Origin of the sequence: Pelomonas cellulosilytica, from assembly GCF_021353265.1 — a bacterium.
GTDB classification, from domain to species: Bacteria; Pseudomonadota; Gammaproteobacteria; order Burkholderiales; family Burkholderiaceae_C; genus Pelomonas; species Pelomonas cellulosilytica.
In genome coordinates this window covers 410,964-427,106 of sequence record NZ_JAJTWU010000005.1, presented here as the reverse complement: position 1 = coordinate 427,106, position 16,143 = coordinate 410,964, and the positions used below count along the sequence as shown (strand labels likewise).

At 71.4% G+C, this 16,143-nt stretch carries 17 protein-coding genes; 10 read left to right on the top strand and 7 right to left on the bottom strand.

Annotation, left to right across the window (positions count from 1 at the left end):
* Positions 1 to 147 precede the first annotated feature (147 nt).
* Complete coding sequence (locus LXT13_RS15250) at positions 148 to 1,002, top strand: 23S rRNA (adenine(2030)-N(6))-methyltransferase RlmJ (RefSeq protein WP_233372810.1); 855 nt, start codon at positions 148 to 150, stop codon at positions 1,000 to 1,002.
* Between the two features lie 45 nt (positions 1,003 to 1,047).
* On the opposite strand, the gene LXT13_RS15245 is transcribed toward LXT13_RS15250, so the two are convergent.
* On the bottom strand, positions 1,048 to 1,674 hold the full coding sequence (locus LXT13_RS15245) for a glutathione S-transferase family protein (RefSeq protein ID WP_233372809.1): 627 nt from the start codon (positions 1,672 to 1,674) through the stop codon (positions 1,048 to 1,050).
* Positions 1,675 to 1,803: 129 nt separating this feature from the next.
* Between LXT13_RS15245 and LXT13_RS15240 the strand changes: the two genes are divergently transcribed.
* Positions 1,804 to 2,433 carry a DUF6515 family protein gene (locus LXT13_RS15240; RefSeq protein ID WP_233372808.1) on the top strand — a complete coding sequence of 210 codons (630 nt, stop codon included), beginning with the start codon at positions 1,804 to 1,806 and terminating at the stop codon, positions 2,431 to 2,433.
* Here the strand turns inward: LXT13_RS15240 and LXT13_RS15235 are convergent, their stop codons facing one another.
* Positions 2,434 to 3,414, bottom strand: coding sequence for an XdhC family protein (locus LXT13_RS15235; protein WP_233372807.1), 981 nt, complete (start codon positions 3,412 to 3,414; stop codon positions 2,434 to 2,436). It abuts the gene before it with no gap.
* Positions 3,415 to 3,636: 222 nt separating this feature from the next.
* Between LXT13_RS15235 and LXT13_RS15230 the strand changes: the two genes are divergently transcribed.
* From LXT13_RS15230 to LXT13_RS15205, 6 genes are all read left to right on the top strand, one after another.
* A complete protein-coding gene (locus LXT13_RS15230; protein ID WP_233372806.1) occupies positions 3,637 to 3,960 on the top strand; it encodes a BON domain-containing protein in 324 nt (107 codons plus the stop codon).
* A gap of 122 nt (positions 3,961 to 4,082) precedes the next feature.
* A complete protein-coding gene (locus LXT13_RS15225; RefSeq protein WP_233372805.1) occupies positions 4,083 to 5,171 on the top strand; it encodes an acyltransferase family protein in 1,089 nt (362 codons plus the stop codon).
* A gap of 88 nt (positions 5,172 to 5,259) precedes the next feature.
* Positions 5,260 to 7,239 carry a ferritin-like domain-containing protein gene (locus tag LXT13_RS15220; RefSeq protein ID WP_233372804.1) on the top strand — a complete coding sequence of 660 codons (1,980 nt, stop codon included), beginning with the start codon at positions 5,260 to 5,262 and terminating at the stop codon, positions 7,237 to 7,239.
* Complete coding sequence (locus LXT13_RS15215) at positions 7,220 to 10,054, top strand: ATP-binding protein (protein ID WP_233372803.1); 2,835 nt, start codon at positions 7,220 to 7,222, stop codon at positions 10,052 to 10,054. The genes LXT13_RS15220 and LXT13_RS15215 overlap by 20 nt, the downstream gene beginning before the upstream one ends.
* Positions 10,055 to 10,071: 17 nt before the next feature.
* Positions 10,072 to 10,431: a cupin domain-containing protein gene (locus LXT13_RS15210; RefSeq protein ID WP_233372802.1), complete on the top strand. Its 360-nt coding sequence runs from the start codon at positions 10,072 to 10,074 to the stop codon at positions 10,429 to 10,431.
* Between the two features lie 58 nt (positions 10,432 to 10,489).
* The gene (locus tag LXT13_RS15205) at positions 10,490 to 10,822 is read left to right on the top strand and encodes a four-helix bundle copper-binding protein (RefSeq protein WP_233372801.1); all 333 of its coding nucleotides are present in this window, start codon (positions 10,490 to 10,492) and stop codon (positions 10,820 to 10,822) included.
* 52 nt (positions 10,823 to 10,874) lie between these two features.
* Here the strand turns inward: LXT13_RS15205 and LXT13_RS15200 are convergent, their stop codons facing one another.
* The 3 genes from LXT13_RS15200 to LXT13_RS15190 form a co-directional block, all read right to left on the bottom strand.
* Positions 10,875 to 11,558, bottom strand: coding sequence for a helix-turn-helix transcriptional regulator (locus tag LXT13_RS15200; protein WP_233372800.1), 684 nt, complete (start codon positions 11,556 to 11,558; stop codon positions 10,875 to 10,877).
* Between the two features lie 114 nt (positions 11,559 to 11,672).
* Positions 11,673 to 11,975, bottom strand: coding sequence for a TfoX/Sxy family DNA transformation protein (locus tag LXT13_RS15195; protein WP_233372799.1), 303 nt, complete (start codon positions 11,973 to 11,975; stop codon positions 11,673 to 11,675).
* Entirely contained in the window at positions 11,972 to 12,367 is a 396-nt protein-coding gene (locus LXT13_RS15190; RefSeq protein ID WP_233372798.1) for a VOC family protein, read from the bottom strand. Before LXT13_RS15190 ends, LXT13_RS15195 begins: the two co-directional genes overlap by 4 nt.
* Positions 12,368 to 12,471: 104 nt before the next feature.
* Between LXT13_RS15190 and LXT13_RS15185 the strand changes: the two genes are divergently transcribed.
* Both LXT13_RS15185 and LXT13_RS15180 read left to right on the top strand, forming a co-directional pair.
* Positions 12,472 to 13,050 (top strand): TMEM165/GDT1 family protein, encoded by a 579-nt coding sequence (locus LXT13_RS15185; RefSeq protein WP_233372797.1) that lies wholly within the window; start codon positions 12,472 to 12,474, stop codon positions 13,048 to 13,050.
* Between the two features lie 62 nt (positions 13,051 to 13,112).
* The gene (locus LXT13_RS15180) at positions 13,113 to 13,433 is read left to right on the top strand and encodes a DUF805 domain-containing protein (RefSeq protein ID WP_233372796.1); all 321 of its coding nucleotides are present in this window, start codon (positions 13,113 to 13,115) and stop codon (positions 13,431 to 13,433) included.
* Between the two features lie 36 nt (positions 13,434 to 13,469).
* On the opposite strand, the gene LXT13_RS15175 is transcribed toward LXT13_RS15180, so the two are convergent.
* Together LXT13_RS15175 and glpK are read right to left on the bottom strand one after the other, a co-directional pair.
* Entirely contained in the window at positions 13,470 to 14,597 is a 1,128-nt protein-coding gene (locus LXT13_RS15175; RefSeq protein WP_233372795.1) for an SGNH/GDSL hydrolase family protein, read from the bottom strand.
* Between the two features lie 29 nt (positions 14,598 to 14,626).
* Positions 14,627 to 16,093, bottom strand: a complete 1,467-nt coding sequence (gene glpK / locus LXT13_RS15170) for a glycerol kinase GlpK (RefSeq protein ID WP_233372794.1) — start codon at positions 16,091 to 16,093, stop codon at positions 14,627 to 14,629.
* Between the last annotated feature and the right edge of the window lie 50 nt (positions 16,094 to 16,143).

The window sequence follows — 16,143 nt, the reverse complement described above, 5'->3', positions numbered from 1 at the left end:
TGTGGGAGCTGGAAAAGGAAAAACGGCCGCAAGGCTAGGAAATCCGCGGCAGCCTTGCGTGATGTGCGGTTGCTGCGGAGTGTGCTATCTGAACCGCGCCGGCCGGGTTGACGCGGCGCAAGGGCCGGCTTGGCGACAATCGGGCCCATGCTCGCCTACCGCCACGCCTTCCACGCCGGCAACCATGCCGACGTCCTCAAGCACCTCGTGCTGACCCGCGTGCTGCGCTACATGGGTGAAAAGGACAAGCCCTACACCCTCATCGACACGCACGCCGGCGCCGGCGGCTACTCCGTCGAGGGCCGCTACGCGCAGAAGAACGCCGAATACGCTGGCGGCATCGCCCGCATCTACGACAGCCCGGCGCTGCCCGAGCCGCTGGCCGACTACGTCGGCCTCGTGCGTGCCTTCAACCCCGACGGCCAGTTGCGCCAGTACCCCGGCTCGCCGGCCATCGCCAACTTCGTGCTGCGCGAGAACGACCGGCTGCGCGCCTACGAACTGCACCCGACCGATCACCGCATCCTCGCCAGCTACCTCGAGAGCCGGCCCAACACGCAGGTCAGCGACCGAGACGGCTTTGCGGCCATCAAGGCCGAGCTGCCATCGCCCACGCGGCGCGCGGCACTGCTGATGGACCCGCCCTACGAGATCAAGACGGACTACGCCAAGGTACTGACCGCGCTGCGCGAGGCGCTGGAACGCGCACCGGACACTGTCGCCATGGTCTGGTATCCGCAGCTGCAGCTGCTGGAGTCCACCCAGCTCGCGGGCCGGCTGAAGGCCAGCGCGGACGCCGCGGCCAAGAAAGGCTGGCTGCATGTGCGGCTGACGGTGGCCCAGGCGGACGAGCGCGGCTTCGGCATGATGGGCAGCGGCATGTTCGTGGCCAACCCGCCGTACACGCTGCACGACGAGCTGGCCGAATGCCTGCCGCTGCTGGTGGAGCGGCTGGGGCAGTACGACGGCGCGAACTACGTGCTGGAGCAGAAGGCCGTCTGACGGTCTCGGTGCGCCGGCTGCCCGTGCCGGCCGCCGTCCCCAGCCTCAGTAGATCGGTTCCGCCAGCTGCTCCGTCGCGACTGCGCGCTGCGTCGCAGGCCGCGCCAGCACGCGCTGCAGGTAGGCCGCCAGCCCCGGTCGCGCCTTGGCCGGCCGGGCCTGCATGCGCGTCCAGCGGCACAGCATGAAGGCCAGCGGGTCCACGGCTGTGTAGGCCTCGCCGAGGAACCACGGCCCGCCATGGCGGGCCAGCTGTGCCTCCATCTGGTCCAGCATCGGCGCCACCGCCGCTTCGGCCCGGGCTTTCACCTCCGCGCCATCCGACGCCATGCGATCGGGGTAGAAGTAATGGATCAGCATGGCCTGCAGCGTGTTCGTCAGCCACACCATCCACTTGTAGTACTCGGCCCGCTCGGACGTGCCAGACGCCGGCGCAAAGCCTGGGTGACAGTCGGCCAGGTGCATCAGGATGGCGGCCGTCTCGTACAGCACCAGGTCGCCGTCCACCAGCACCGGAATCAGCCCGTTCGGGTTGAGCTTCAGGTAGGCGGCCGACTTGTGCTCCTGGTTCGCCCGGTCCACCACGCGCAGCTGGAACGGGACGCCCATTTCCTCCAGCAGGACGTGGGGCGCGAAACTGGCGTTGCTCGGGAAGTAGTGCAGTTCGATCATGGCGGGCTCGACGAGGCTGGCGGGATGCGGCGAACTTTACGTGGCCGCAATACCGCCGCCGTCCACGCGGCGCAGCCTCGCGGCGTTGGATCCGTACCGCCGGCTTCCATCCGTTGAACGATGACGACCATGAAGGCAATCACCACCTCCTCCCTTGCGCTGCTGGCCCTGTGCGCCGGCCTCGCCACCTCGCCCGCCCACGCCGACGTGCACACACGCGTCAGCATCGGCATGGTGTTCGACAACCGCTACCACCACGACCACTACTACCCCGCCCCCGGCTACGTGGCGCCCTACGTGCCGCGCGGCGCCGTCGTCGTAGGCGCCGGGCCGCACCGCTATTGGTTCCACGGCGGCGTCTGGTACGAGCCCTGGGGCCCGCGCTACCGCGTCGTCGCGCCGCCGGTGGGCGTCGTCATCCCGCTGCTGCCGCCGGCCTACGTGACGGTCACGCTGGGCGGCCTGCCCTACTACTACGCCAACGGCGTGTACTACCGGGCCGTGCCGGAGGGCTATGCCGTCGTCACGCCGCCGGTGGAAGTGGCGCCGGTGCAGGTCCAGCCGTCACCGCCCCCACCTCCGCCCAAGGCTGATCCCATCATCTACCCGCGCAACGGCCAGTCGAGCGAGCAGCTGGAGACCGACCGCCGCGAGTGCAACCGCTGGGCCACGACGCAGCCCAATGCACAGGCCGATACCAGCGTGTTCAACCGCGCGGTGGAGGCTTGCATGGACGGCCGGGGCTACACGATGAAGTGATCAGACGGCGCAGCCGACCTCCGGCCGAGCGCCGCCTGCGCGATACCGCACTGCCGTCATCTCCGCCAGGATGGAGAGCGCGATCTCCGGCGGGGTGCGGGCACCGATGTGCAGGCCCACGGGGCCGTGCAGGCGATCGAGTTCGGCAGCCGTCAGGCCGAAATGCTCGGCCAGACGAGCCTTGCGCTTGGCCTGGTTCACGCGCGAGCCGATGGCGCCGACGTAGAACGCCGGACTCTTGAGCGCTTCCATCAGCGCCAGATCGTCCAGCTTTGGATCGTGCGTCAATGCAACCACTGCGGTCGCGTCGTCCACGTCGAATGCCGTCACGACGTCGTCCGGCATGTCGCGCGTCAGGGTGACGCCAGCCAGCGCGAAGCCCTCGGCGTACTCCTCGCGCGGGTCGCAGACGGTCACGCCGTAGCCGAGCGCCAGTGCCATCTGCGCGAGGTAGTCGGTCATCTGACCGGCGCCGATGACGAGCAGCCGCCATTGGGGGCCATGGTGACTCACGAGCTGGGCGTCGGTCAGCTGCAGCGTGTCGGCGCCGCGTTCCGCCGGCGCCAGCGTGACGGCGCCCGTCGCCAGGTCCAACGTGCGGCGCACGCGCTCGCCGCGGCTCAGCCGGGCCAGCAGGTCGTCGACGGCAGACTGCGGCCCGAGCGGCTCCAGCAGCAGCTCAAGCGTGCCGCCACAGGGCAGACCGAAGCGGCGGGCCTCCTCGGCACCGACGCCATAGCGTAGCGGCGTGGGCTTCTCCAGCTGCAGGCTGCCGGCGCGCAGTTGCGCGATCAGGTCGTCCTCGATGCAGCCGCCGGAGACCGAGCCGGCGATCAGCCCGTCGTCGCGCACGGCCACCAGCGAGCCCACCGGGCGCGGCGCGGAACCCCAGGTGCGCGTGATGGTGCCCAGCACCACGCCGCGCGCCTCGGCCTGCCAGCCGGCCGCCGTGCGCAGCACGCCCAGATCGAGGTTGTCCATCGCGCTCCTTGCCTTCCTTCCTGTAAAGGCCGCAGCGTAAACGCGACCGCACGCGTCAGCGCCGGTGAGGGCATCGGCGCTTCGGCAGGTGGTCAGGCGTCGCATTCCTACAAACGCGCAGGCCGTCGTCCGGCAGCCGGCGGCTGGCGCCCTCTCTAAATTCCTGTGATGCGGTGCGTCGCTTCTGCCGCCGCTTCCGATGACCCCCTGAAAGGATCTGGCATGAAGTTCTCCAAGCTCGCTTCCCTCGCCGTCGCCGCTGCTCTGGCCGTGCCGCTCGCCGGCGTCGCCGCAGACAACAAGCCCGCCGGCCCGACCCGCACCTGGGCCAAGGACTCGGTCGTCACGACCAAGGTCAAGGCCCAGCTCGCCGCCAGCAAGGTCTCGTCGCTGGCCATGGTGCACGTCGACACGGACGCCGACGGCTATGTTCAGCTGACCGGCAAGGTGGCCTCCGCCGCCGAGAAGGATCGCGCCGAGAGCATCGCCAAGGCGGTGGAGGGCGTGAAGTCGGTCGACAACCAGCTGACCGTCACGAGCAAGTAAGCCGCAAGGCCCGGTTCGTGACAGGCTGAAACCGCCGGGTTTCCCCGGGGGCGAGACCGGTACAATTTCACGAGTCCGAAACGACGGGCCTGCGCTGCAGGCCCGTTCTTTTTGTGTCCCCCATGTCTCGTCGACTGCCCCACATTGATGCACTGAAGGCCCTGGCTGCCCAGGTCATCGTGCTGCATCACCTCGTCAGCTATGGCCCGATCGCACGGGCCGCCCATGACGCGCTGCCGCTGCTGGCAGGCGCAATGCATCAGTACGGCCGCATGGCGGTGCAGGTCTTCCTCGTCGTGGCTGGCTTCCTGAGCGCGCGGGGGCTGTCGCCCCGGGGCCAGGCGTTGCAGACCGGCTTGCCCGAGCTGCTGTGGCGGCGCTATCTGCGACTGACGCTGCCCTTCCTCGCCGCGCTGGCGCTGACGCTGGGCGCCTGCAGCCTCGTCGCGTCGTCCTGGCCGGAGATGGTGCCGCAGGAGATTACGGCCGGCCAGCTGCTAGCCCATGCGCTGCTGCTGCACGATGTGCTGGGCTACGAGGCGCTGACAGTGGGCGCCTGGTATGTGGCCATCGACCTGCAGCTGTTCGCCTGCCTGGTGGGGCTGCTGTGGCTGGCGCGCCAGGGCTGGCGCCACCCCGGCCGGCTCTACGTCGGCCCGCTGCTGGTGGCCGCCGGCGTGCTGGCGTCGGCCTTCGTGTTCAACCGCCGCGGCGGGCTGGATGCCTGGGCGCCCTACTTCTTCGCGGCCTATGGCCTGGGCGCGCTGGTGCATTGGCTGGGCCTGTGGCGCCACCGCCGCGCCGGCCTGGTGCTGCTGACTGTGGCCGTGGCCGCCGCGCTGTGGCTGGAATGGCGCGACCGCCTGGCGCTGGCGCTGGTCACAGCGCTGTGGCTGGCCTGTGCCGAGGCGCGGCAGGCAACCGGCCGGCCGCTGCTGCCGCAGCGCTGGGCGTCCACGCTGGCCGCCTGGGCCAAGCCGTCGTATGCGCTGTTCCTGCTGCATTTCCCGGTGCTGCTGCTGATGAACGCGGTGCTGGCCCGCATGGACGCCGCCACGCCGGCCCTGGGCATGCTGATGCTGGGCCTGACCTGGGCCGTGGCCAACGTGCTGGCCGTACCGTTCCAGCGTTGGGTGGAGGCGCCGGCCGCACGACTGGACCCGCTGGCCTGGCTGCCCAAGCTCGCACCGCGGCTGGCCCTGCGCCGTTGAACAACGGCGGCCTTCAGAGGCTGAAAACCAGCGGCGTTCCGCCGCGGTCAGCATGCTAATGTCACGGCGCCTGCCGTAGGACGCCGTCATGACCCTCCCCCCGACCGCTGCGGCGCCCAGCCGCGAGCAACTGCTGCACAACCTCTACGAGGCCGCCGAGCTGGAGCACAACCTGATGTGCACCTACCTCTACGCGGCCTTCAGCCTCCGGCAGGGCGAGGCCGAGGGGCTCACGGCGGCGGAGGCCGAAGCCATCGAACGCTGGCGGCGCGAGATCATCGCGGTCGCCGTCGAGGAGATGGGCCATCTCGTCGCGGTCTGGAACATCACGGCGGCGCTGGGCGGCGCCCCGCGCATCGGCCGTGGCAACTTCCCGCTGGACCCGGGCTACCTGCCGGCGCGCGTCATCGTCAAGCTGGCGCCGTTCAGCGACGCGACGCTGCAGCACTTCATCTACCTGGAGCGCCCGGAGGGCAGCCAGGAGCACGACGGCGAGGGCTTCGACGTGGAGCGGCTGTTCGTGCGCCAGTCACCCGTCGAGCGCCTGACGCCAATGCCGCGCGACTACGACACCGTGGGCCATTTCTACGCCACGCTGAGCGAGGACCTGCAAGCCTTCGTCGCCGAACATGGCGAAGCCGCCAGCTTCTGCGGCGCGCGCGGCCTGCAGCTGGGGCCCAGTGAGCTGACGCTGGGCGGCGCCCGCCCGGTTCTGTGCGCCAAGACAGCATTGGCCGCGTTCGACGCCATCGTGGCCCAGGGTGAAGGCGCGCCCAGCCACACACAGAGCTCGCACTACCAGCGCTTCGCCGCCATCCGCACCGAGCTCGCCGCGCTGAGCGCCGCCAACCCGAGCTTCCGACCCGCCTGGCCGGCGGCGACCAACCCCGTGCTGCGCCGGCCGCCACGGCCGGAGGGCCGCATCTGGCTGGAAGACCCGGCCGCCGCCACCACGGTGGACATCGCCAACGCCAGCTACGGGCTGATGCTGCGGCTGCTGGCGCAGAGCTATGCGTTGACCGGCCCGTCGGCGGAGAAGAGCCTGCACGTGGATCTCGCCGTGGCGCTGATGCGCGCCGTCACGCCGCTGGCCGAGCATGCGGCCCGGCTGCCGGCAGGCCCCAGCCACCCCGGCTGCCACGCCGGCATGAGCTTCACGACGCTGCGTGACGCCGCGGCACTGCCGCCGGGGCCGGCCGCGCGCCGCTTCGTGCGCGAGCGGCTCGGGGAGCTGGCCGATGCCGCCGCGCGCCTGCATGCCGACCAGGGTGCAGAGCGCACCGGCCGAGCCGCCCAGCTGCTGCAGGCCTTGCGCGAACGCGCCGACCGCGGGCTGGACTTGGACGCACCTGCCGCGCTCGCTCCAGCGCCCGCTCCGTCCACCGCCCCCGCGTCGCCAGCGCCGCCCAGCGAGATGCACGGCGGCATCGAGGTCGTCCAGGGCGACAAGCTGGAGCTGCGCTACGAAGCCCGCCGCTGCATCCACGCGCGCTTCTGCGTGACCGGCGCGCCCAAGGTGTTCCTCGCCAATGTGAAGGGCGCCTGGCTCTACCCGGACGCCATGCCCGTCGAGCGCCTCGTCGACATCGCGCACGCCTGCCCCTCCGGCGCCATCCAGTACCGCCGCAAGGACGGCGAGCCCGACGAGGCGCCGCCGCCAGTCAACCTGCTGTCGGTGCGCGAGTCCGGCCCGAACGCCCTCCGCGGGGAGCTCTACCTGCGTGGCGAACCCCTGGGCACGCGCGCCACGCTTTGTCGCTGCGGCGCCAGCAGGAACAAGCCGTTCTGCGACGGCAGCCACCACGACATCCATTTCGCTGCCACCGGCGAACCGGAAACCGGCCTGCTGGACCTACCCACCGACATGCCGGCCGAGCGCGCCGGTCGCATCGACATCGAGCCCGAGCCCAACGGCCCGCTGCAGCTGCGCGGGCAGGTCGAGGTCGTCAGCGGCACGGGTCGCATGGTCTGCCGCGTGGCGCAGGCGCGGCTGTGCCGCTGCGGCGGCAGCGCCACCAAGCCGTTCTGCGACGGCACCCACGCACGCAATGGCTTCACGGCCGACTAGCCCGCCGGCCGCGGCGGAGGGCATCGGACCGCCCGCGCCGCCCGCCCCGCGCCCGCGCGAGTCGCCGCAGCAGCTGGCCTCGCGCATGCTGGTGCTCGTGCTGGCCTGCCTGGGTGCGGCGCTGGTGGTGATGGCCGGCTTCGAGTTCCTCGCGGGTCATGTCACGGTGTTGTCCGGCCAGCGGCTGGTGATCGGTACCGGCGTGCTGATATCGGCCTTCGTCGGCTTCGGCCTGAGGCGCCTCGGGCGGCCCGGCCTGGCCAGCGTCGTCGCACTTGCGGTGGCCATCCTGACGCTGGCGTTCCACACGTACCAGGTGGGTCTGGGCGTGCATGCGCAGTCGCTGGCCGTCGCCTGCCTACTCGTCACGCTGGGCGGCGGGCTGGCCGGCACGCGGGCGTCGCTGCTGCTGGGCGCGCTGTACGCGGCAGTCGTCATCACGCTGGGCGTGCTGGAGGCCCAGGGCGTCATCCCCGGCGCCGCGGCGCCCTTGCGCATCACGCTGGGCGACCGCTTCTTCGGACATGCGCTGTACCTTGCGTCGGCGCTTCTGGCGGCGCTGCTCATCAACCGCGTCCTCGGCGTGGGTCTGCGCAAGGCGCTGGACGAGGAAGAGCGGCTGGCCCGGCTGGTGCAAGCCGCGCACAACTGGGCCTGGGAGGCGGACGACAGGTTCCGGCTCGTCTGGCTGTCGGACGAGTTCGAGGCGCTGTCGGGCCACCGGCGGGAGGACTTCCTGCGCATGGGCGAGCCGCTGGGCGCCGTCATCGTGCGCGACGCCGACTACCTTGCGCTGATGGAGGACGTGCGCGCCAAGCGCGCCTACCGCGACCGCGTCAACGGCTTTCGGACGACCGAAGGCCGGCTGCTTTGGACGCTGAGCTCCGGCGAGCCCATCTTCAATGCCGAGGGCCTGCACACCGGCTGGCGCGGCGTCAGCCACAACATCACCGGCGAGCGGCTCGCTCTGCAACAGCACCAGCGCACGGCCAGCATGCTCGACCGGCTTCTGCGCGCCAGCCCGGACGCCATCTGCGTAGCCCGCACCGAGGACGGCCGCATCCGCTTCGTCAACTCCGGCTTCTGCGAGCTGCTGGGCCGCAGCCGCGACGAGCTGATCGACCGCACCGGCCACGAACTCGGCCTGTGGCCGGACATGAGCGAGGCACGGCGCCTGGGCGAGGCGCTGGCGGCCAACGGCATCGTGCGCGACTTCCGCTCCGCCATCCTCGTGCGCGGACAGTGGCGCGACGTGCTCGTCTCCGCCGCGACACTGGACTGGGACGGTGAACCGGCGGTCATGATGGTGTCGCGCGACATCACCGACCGCGAGCGCGCCCGCGTCGAGGCCGACGCCATCCTGGACCATGCCAGCGTGGGCCTGGCGCTGGCCCGCGGCGAACTGTTCGAACGCGTCAACCGTCACTGGCAGGACATTTTCGGCAGCATTGAACCCAAACGCGCCGATGGCCGGCCGGGCCTGCCCGACCCGGGCACCGCCGAGGCATTCGAGCATGAATTCATCCGCCCGGACGGCCGGCACATCACCGTGCGCCTGCACGGCCAGGCGCTGCCCGCCAGGCTGGCGAGCCATGACGAAGACGAGGCCGACCGCGCCACGCTGTGGGTGGCCGAGGACGTGACCGAACACCGCCGCCAGCAGCGTGAGCTGCAGGCCGCCAAGCAGCAGGCCGAGGCCGCCAGCCACGCCAAGAGCGCCTTCCTCGCGACGATGAGCCACGAAATCCGCACGCCGCTCAACGGCGTGCTGGGCCTGGCGCGGCTGCTTGCGCAGGTGGAGGCCGACGACCCGCGCCGGCCCAAGTACCTGGCCCACCTCGTGACGGCCGCCGAGTCGCTGAACGAGATCGTCTCCAACGTGCTGGACCTGTCCAAGATCGAGGCGGGTCACCTGGAGCTGGAGAAGATCGAGTTCGACCTGCATGCGCTGGCCGAGGCGAGCTTCGAGGGGTGCGCGGCGCTGGGCCGAGAGCGGGGCCTGGACATGCAGCTGGAGCTGGCCCCCGAGCTGCCCCGCCTCGTCGTCGGCGACCCGGTGCGCGTGCGTCAGATCCTGGCCAACTTCCTCGTCAACGCGCTGAAGTTCACCGAGCGCGGCGGCGTTCGCCTCAAGCTCGCACAGTCTGCGCCGAACCGCGTGCGGCTGTCGGTGCAGGACACCGGCATCGGCGTGCCGCTGGACCTGCAGCCGCGGCTGTTCCGGCCGTTCGCGCAGGCCGACGACTCGACGACCCGCCGCTTCGGCGGCACGGGCCTGGGCCTGTCCATCTGCCGCGAGCTGGCAGCGCGCATGTCGGGCCATGTCGGCGTCGCCAGCGACGGCGCCACCGGCTCCACCTTCTGGGCCGACCTGTCCCTGCCCACCAGCCTCACCATTGACGACACCGCCACGCGGCGCCGCCTGCCGCCGCCGCAGCGCCACCCGCTGGCCGGGCAGCGCCTGCTGGTGGCGGAGGACAACCCCGTCAACCGCCTCATCATCACGGCGCTGCTGCAGCGCCTGGGCGCGGAAGTCGTCGAGGCCGAGGACGGCGAGCAGGCCGTCGCCATCGCACGCGCCGAGGGCCGGCGGCTGGACGGCGTGCTGATGGACCTTCACATGCCCAAGATCGACGGCCTCAAGGCTGCGGCGCTGCTGCGCGCCGACGCCGCCACGGCCACACTGCCCATCCACGCCTTCACCGCCGCGGTGCTCGACCAGGAACGCCAGGCCGCGCTGGCCGCCGGAATGAACGGCTTCATTACGAAGCCGGTCGTGGAGGCCGAGGTCATCCGCGTGCTGGGGCGGGGCTGAAGCTGAAAGCACAACCCATGACACACATCAGGCTGATCGATTCAACCGAGGCCCCCGAGCCCGCACTGGACCGCCCCCGCTCCGATCGCCTGGTGGCCGGCAACCCGCTGCGCCGGACATGGACTCTGCATGAGGCCGGGCCCGTGAGCGCCGGCGTGTGGGGCTGCGAGGTGGGCCGCTGGCGCATCGCCTTCCCGGCCACGCGGCAGGAGTTCTTTCACGTGCTCAGCGGTCGCGTGCGACTGCACGGGCCGCATGGCGCCACCGACGTCGGTCCCGGCCAGGGCGCCGTCATCCCGCCGGGATTCGAGGGCGAGTTCGAGGTGCTGGAGCCGGTGCGCAAGCAGTTCGTGCTGGTGGACACGGCAGCCGGCTGACGCTGCGCCCGGGCATCGGGCTTGCCGGCTTCGGGCTCCATCACCACCGGAGCGCGCCATGTCCCATGACCTGACCACCGACTGCATCGACGCCTGCAACGCCTGCGCCGACGCCTGCGACCGCTGCGCCACCGCCTGCCTGCAGGAACCCGACCCCAAGCCGATGACCCGCTGCGTGGCGCTGGACATCGACTGCGCCGCGCTGTGCCGGCTGGCCGCCGGCGCCATCGCCCGCGACAGCGAGCTGGCCCGCCGCATCTGCGGCCTGTGCGTGCTGGCCTGCGAGGCCTGCGGCGAGGAATGCGGCCGTCACGAGCACGACCACTGCCAGGCCTGCGCGGCCGCCTGCCGCGCATGTGCCGAGGCGTGCCGTCAGATGGTTGCGGTGTAGCGCTGCCCGGCCGGGCGCCGCCTAGCGGTAGTGGCGCTGGACGCGGGGCCTGTCATTCCCTGGATTCGTGCTGGCGGCGCATGTCGGCCAGCGTCTTGCCCGGCTCGTCGCGGAAGCGCTCGTCCAGCACTTCCAGCGTCTCGATGCGGTCGACGCGGAAGCTGCGGAAGTCGCCGCGCAGCTCGCACCAGGCCGCCAGCGTCCACACCGGGCCCCAGAACAGGCAGGCCAGCGGTCGCACGATGCGCTCGCTCCTGACGCCGCCTAGGTCCAGGTAGCCCATGCGCAGCTTGCTGCGCGTCTCGGTCGCCTCGCGCAGCGCCGTCAGGTGGGCGCTGGTGGCTGGGTCCAGCGCCGGCAGCGGCGCATACAGCGCCAGGCTCTCGGCCGCGGCTCGCGCGTCGAGCGGCAGCACGGCGAGGATCTTGCCCAGCGCGTTCTCCGCCTGCCGGGCCAGCGCCGCATCCATCCGCGCCTCGGACAGCCGCACGCTGGCCACCAGCGCCTGCGCTTCCTGCTTGCTGAACATCAGCGGCGGCAGGTCGAAGCCCGCCCGCATGCGGTAGCCCACGCCCGCCTCGCCCTCGATGGGCACGCCCTGCTGGGCCAGCGCGGCGATGTCGCGGTAGACCGTGCGCATGGACACCTCCAGCCGCTGGGCGAGGTAATCCGCCGTCGTGAGGCGGCGTCCGCGGATGAGCTGGACAATCTGGAAGAGGCGGTCGGCGCGGCGCATGGGGTCGCATTCTGTGGCAGCGGCCCCGCAGCTTGCGGAAGACATGGTCCGCTCACCACAGGCCCGACCGACTGGGCGGCGCAGTGGGGCTGTTCGGCCGCCCGTGACACCGCACTACCTCGGCGCCAGCCCCATGTCGTCCAGGCGCAGCAAGACCTCGGTGCGCCGCTCGCGGGCGATGTCACGCCAGTCGCGCCCCTCCTGAGCGCCCAGCAGCGCGTAGACGAGATTGCGGCTGGCGCCAGGCCAGCGCGCCTTCACCCTTGCATACACATCGAACGCGTCGTGCGCCCGCAAGTCCGCGGCCGTGTGAATGCCTACGGCCGCGAGGTGCTCTCGGCTCTTCGGGCCGAGGTGGTGCCAGCCGGCGCTGCCGTCAGGTGGCGGCGCGGGGCGCTGCGGGCGGTCCGCCTTCACGACATCGCGGTGCAGAGTTCAACCAGCGTGCCGTCCGGGCAGCGCACATAGGCCACGACCTGGCCCCAGGGCTTGGTCAGCGGCGTGGCTAGCGGACGGGCCCCGGAGGCAACGGCGCGGTCGAAGGCGGCCTGCACGTCCCCGACCGTGAAGCCGATCTCCATGCCCAATGGCCTGTCGCTGCGGTCGGCCGCCACGTAGTCGTGCTGCACGCTGTCGCGCGCGGTGGCGTGGTCCACGAACGCGAGCCGCGTGCCGCCCGGGCCCGTATCCACCTCACCGTAGGCGCCGCTTTCGTGTAGGAAGCGCGCAGGCAGGCCAAAGGCGCGGTCGAAGAAGGCGAGCGACGCCGCCACATCAGCGACATAGATCAGGGTGTAGGCGAATTGCATGGGTTCTCCGTCTGAAAGGCGCCATGCTGCGCGGGCCCGGTGCCACAGGTTGTCAGCAGCACGGTAGCAGCAGGGGGCGCAGGCCTTCCAGGACAATCCCGCCGATGCAAGCCTTCCTCATCGCCACCGGCCTGGTGGCCCTCGCCGAGATCGGCGACAAGACCCAGCTCCTCGCCTTCATGCTCGCCGCCCGCTTCAAGCGGCCGGGGCCCATCGTGCTGGGCATCTTCGTGGCCACCGTGTTCAACCATGCCGCCGCCGGCGCGCTGGGCAGCTGGCTGACGGGCTTCATCGGGCCAGTCGCGCTGCGCTGGATCCTGGGACTGTCCTTCCTGGCCATGGCAGGCTGGATGCTGATCCCCGACAAGCTCGACGACGACGACGCTCCCAAGCCCGGCCATGGCGTCTTCATGACAACCGTCATCGCCTTCTTCCTCGCCGAGATGGGCGACAAGACGCAGATCGCCACCGTCGCGCTGGCCGCGCGCTTCCCGGCGGACTTCGTCGGCGTGGTGGCCGGCACGACGGCCGGCATGATGCTGGCCAACGTGCCGGCCGTGCTGATCGGCGGCAAGCTGGCGCAGAAGCTGCCGGTCAAGCTGGTGCACACGGTGGCGGCGGTGATCTTCGCCGTGCTGGGCGTGCTGACGCTGGCCGGCGCGGGCGAGAGCCTCGGGTTCTGAGGGAGGGCACTGGGCGAGGTGGCGCCTTAGCATCGTGGCGTCGAACCTAACGCGGAGTGCCCATGACCTTCCAGGAATCCATCCAAGTCTGCTTCCAGAAGTACGCCGACTTCTCCGGCCGCGCGAGCCGCTCGGAGTACTGGTGGTTCTTCCTGTTCATCTTCGCCGGCTGCATCGTGCTGTCAATCGTCAGCCACTGGCTCAGCGTGATCTTCGCGCTCGGCACGCTCGTGCCGCAGTTCGCCGCCGCCAGCCGGCGCCTGCATGACACCGGACGCAGCGGCTGGTGGCAGCTGATCACGCTGGTGCCGCTCATCGGCTGGATCATCCTGATCGTGCTGCTCGCCCAGGAAGGCACCGACGAAGCCACCGTCAGCGCCTGACGCCGCGAAGCTTCCTCGTTCGCCGCCAGCGCGGCCTCAGCGGGCCCAGACGTCCTTCTGCACGTCAAGGTGCCGGACGATGGCGTCCGCGATCTGCCGGTCGTCGGCCGCGCTCGGGTGCCAGTGGCAGCCGGCCAGGCTGAGCCCGGCGACCGGCACGAAGCCCAGGCGCTCCACGCCGGCGCGCTTCAGCCGCTCGGCCACGCGGGCCACCTCGGCGCGCACCTCGGCGTCTTCGGCGGCGGCGATCCACAGCACGACATACGCCCCTGGGTTTCGCTGGCGCAGCTGCTCGACGAAGCGCACGTAGGTCGCCTCGTAGTCCTCGCGCAGCGCCTCGCGCGTGGTCCATATCTCGCCGGCCTTCAGCGGCGTCGAGAAGTCGTTGGTGCCCAACGCCAAGGCGATGACGCGCGGTTGCCAGCCGGCGTCGTCGGTCGCCGGGCGGCTGTGGTCGAACAGCGCGAAGGGATAGGCCTCGGGCAACGTGTCAGCCTTGAAGCCATCGTAGTTGCGCACGACACCACGGCCGGAGATGGCGTTGGCGCGGTAATCGGCGTCGTAGTGCGCCGCCACCAGCGCCGCGACGCCCTGCGTGTTGTCGGTCGTCGCCCACACGTCGGCGTCGCTGCAGTCGCGGCTGGTGGAGGTGTTGCCGTAGCCGACGGTGTGCGAGTCGCCGATGAACTCGACCTGCCGGCTGCGGCGCGGCAGCGGTGCCGGCTGCGTGCCGGCGCCGGCGAGGAAGCCGCCGAAGGTGGTCGGGCCGGCCTGGCTCTCGCTGGCCACGACGACGCGCAGCCGATGCGTGACGCCGGGCTTCAGGCCCGCCACGCGGTACAGGCCCGGCGCCGGCTTGACGAGCGGCACGGCTGCGGCGCCATCGACGCTCACGCGCAGGCTCACGTCACCGGCGCCGACGCGGAAGAACACTTCGTCGCCCTGGAACGCGGTCTCGACATAGGTGCCGGGCCATTGGCGCAGCAGGCTGCCATCCGACTGGGGCACGGCGCGGCCCTGCACCGCCGCCGGCAGCGCGTGCAGGCCGGGGGGTTCGCTGGCCGAGTGCGTGATCTGCTGGGCGAAGGCGGCCGTGGCGGCCAGCAGCGCGCAGGCGGCCAGCGTGTAACGGGTGAGGGTGTTGAAGGGCGTGTTGAGGGACATGGGTCTTCTGGTGGTGAAAGTGCGGGTGGTCATCCGGCCAGCACCTGGCGAACGGCATGATCCCAGGCGGCCAGCCGGGCCGCGGCCTCGTCGCGCGACATGCGCGGCTCGAACGCGCGGTCCAGCTGCCAGATCGCGCCGATCTCGCCGGCCGACGCGTAGAGGCCCGCTCCGATGCCGGCCAGCAGCGCTGCGCCGAGTGCCGTCGTCTCGATGACCTGCGGGCGCAGCACCGGAATGCCCAGCAGGTCGGCCTGGAACTGCATAAGCAGGTCGTTGGCGCTGGCGCCGCCGTCCACGCGCAACTCGGTCAGCCGCTCGGCCGCGCCGACGTCGGCGTTCATCGCCGTCAGCACCGCGGCACTCTGGAAGGCGATGCTCTCCAGCGCGGCGCGGGCGATGTGGGCCTGCGTCGTGCCGCGCGTCAGCCCCAGCAGGGCACCGCGCGCATCCGGCCGCCAGTAGGGCGCACCCAGCCCGGCGAAGGCGGGCACGAACATCAGCCCGCCAGCATCCGGCACGCTCTCGGCCAGCGCCTGCACCTCGCCGCTGCCGCCGATGGCGCGCAGCCCGTCTCGCAGCCACTGCACGACGGCGCCGCCGACAAAGACGCTGCCTTCCAGCGCGAACTGCGCGTCGCCGCCCACCTGCGCGGCCCGCGTCGTGATGAGGCCCTGCGTGGACGGATGCGCGCGGGCGCCGGTGTGCATCAGCAGGAAGCAGCCGGTGCCGTAGGTGTTCTTGGCCTGGCCCGGCTGCAGCGCGGCCTGGCCGAACAGCGCCGCCTGCTGGTCGCCCGCGATGCCGGCGATGGGGATGCCGAATTCCACGGCCTTGCCGAAGACGCCTGCAGATGGCCGCACCTCGGGCAGCAGTGCGCGCGGGATGCCGAACAGGTCCAGCAGCTCGCCGCTCCAGTCGCCGCGGTGGATGTCGAACAGCAGCGTGCGCGACGCGTTCGTCACGTCGGTGGCATGCACCGCGCCACCGGTCAGCTGCCACAGCAGCCAACTGTCCACAGTGCCGAAGGCCAACTCGCCACGCTCGGCGCGCTGCCGGGCGCCGGGCAAGTAGTCCAGCAGCCAGCGCAGCTTGGTGGCGGAAAAGTACGGGTCGATGACCAGGCCGGTCAGCTCGCGGATGCGCGGCTCAAGCCCCTGCTGCTTCAGCGCGTCGCAGAAGGCCGCCGTGCGCCGGTCCTGCCAGACGAGCGCGCGGTGCAGCGGCTCGCCCGTCTGGCGGTCCCATAGCACGACGGTCTCGCGCTGGTTGGTGATGCCGATGGAGGTGGGCTTCACACCGGCCTTGGCGACCGCCTCCCGCGCGCAGGCGAGCTGGTCGGCCCAGATCTGCGCCGCGTCATGCTCCACCCAGCCGGGCTGAGGGAAGTACTGCGTCAGCTCGCGCTGCGCGACGGCGAGCAGCCGGCCGCTGCGATCAAAGACGAGGGCACGTGAGCTGGAGGTTCCCTGGTCCAGCGCGAGCAGTGCGTCCATGTGGCTTTCCATTCGTCGTTTTGCGGGCGGGGCGCCCGGCCGCCCCAAGC

What these genes read in the sequence shown, in the direction of transcription:
- LXT13_RS15250 (WP_233372810.1), top strand. Translation starts at nt 148, where the DNA reads ATGCTCGCCTACCGCCACGCCTTCCACGCCGGCAACCATGCCGACGTC.
- LXT13_RS15245 (WP_233372809.1), bottom strand. Translation starts at nt 1,674, where the DNA reads ATGATCGAACTGCACTACTTCCCGAGCAACGCCAGTTTCGCGCCCCAC.
- LXT13_RS15240 (WP_233372808.1), top strand. Translation starts at nt 1,804, where the DNA reads ATGAAGGCAATCACCACCTCCTCCCTTGCGCTGCTGGCCCTGTGCGCC.
- LXT13_RS15235 (WP_233372807.1), bottom strand. Translation starts at nt 3,414, where the DNA reads ATGGACAACCTCGATCTGGGCGTGCTGCGCACGGCGGCCGGCTGGCAG.
- LXT13_RS15230 (WP_233372806.1), top strand. Translation starts at nt 3,637, where the DNA reads ATGAAGTTCTCCAAGCTCGCTTCCCTCGCCGTCGCCGCTGCTCTGGCC.
- LXT13_RS15225 (WP_233372805.1), top strand. Translation starts at nt 4,083, where the DNA reads ATGTCTCGTCGACTGCCCCACATTGATGCACTGAAGGCCCTGGCTGCC.
- LXT13_RS15220 (WP_233372804.1), top strand. Translation starts at nt 5,260, where the DNA reads ATGACCCTCCCCCCGACCGCTGCGGCGCCCAGCCGCGAGCAACTGCTG.
- LXT13_RS15215 (WP_233372803.1), top strand. Translation starts at nt 7,220, where the DNA reads ATGGCTTCACGGCCGACTAGCCCGCCGGCCGCGGCGGAGGGCATCGGA.
- LXT13_RS15210 (WP_233372802.1), top strand. Translation starts at nt 10,072, where the DNA reads ATGACACACATCAGGCTGATCGATTCAACCGAGGCCCCCGAGCCCGCA.
- LXT13_RS15205 (WP_233372801.1), top strand. Translation starts at nt 10,490, where the DNA reads ATGTCCCATGACCTGACCACCGACTGCATCGACGCCTGCAACGCCTGC.
- LXT13_RS15200 (WP_233372800.1), bottom strand. Translation starts at nt 11,558, where the DNA reads ATGCGCCGCGCCGACCGCCTCTTCCAGATTGTCCAGCTCATCCGCGGA.
- LXT13_RS15190 (WP_233372798.1), bottom strand. Translation starts at nt 12,367, where the DNA reads ATGCAATTCGCCTACACCCTGATCTATGTCGCTGATGTGGCGGCGTCG.
- LXT13_RS15185 (WP_233372797.1), top strand. Translation starts at nt 12,472, where the DNA reads ATGCAAGCCTTCCTCATCGCCACCGGCCTGGTGGCCCTCGCCGAGATC.
- LXT13_RS15180 (WP_233372796.1), top strand. Translation starts at nt 13,113, where the DNA reads ATGACCTTCCAGGAATCCATCCAAGTCTGCTTCCAGAAGTACGCCGAC.
- LXT13_RS15175 (WP_233372795.1), bottom strand. Translation starts at nt 14,597, where the DNA reads ATGTCCCTCAACACGCCCTTCAACACCCTCACCCGTTACACGCTGGCC.
- glpK (WP_233372794.1), bottom strand. Translation starts at nt 16,093, where the DNA reads ATGGACGCACTGCTCGCGCTGGACCAGGGAACCTCCAGCTCACGTGCC.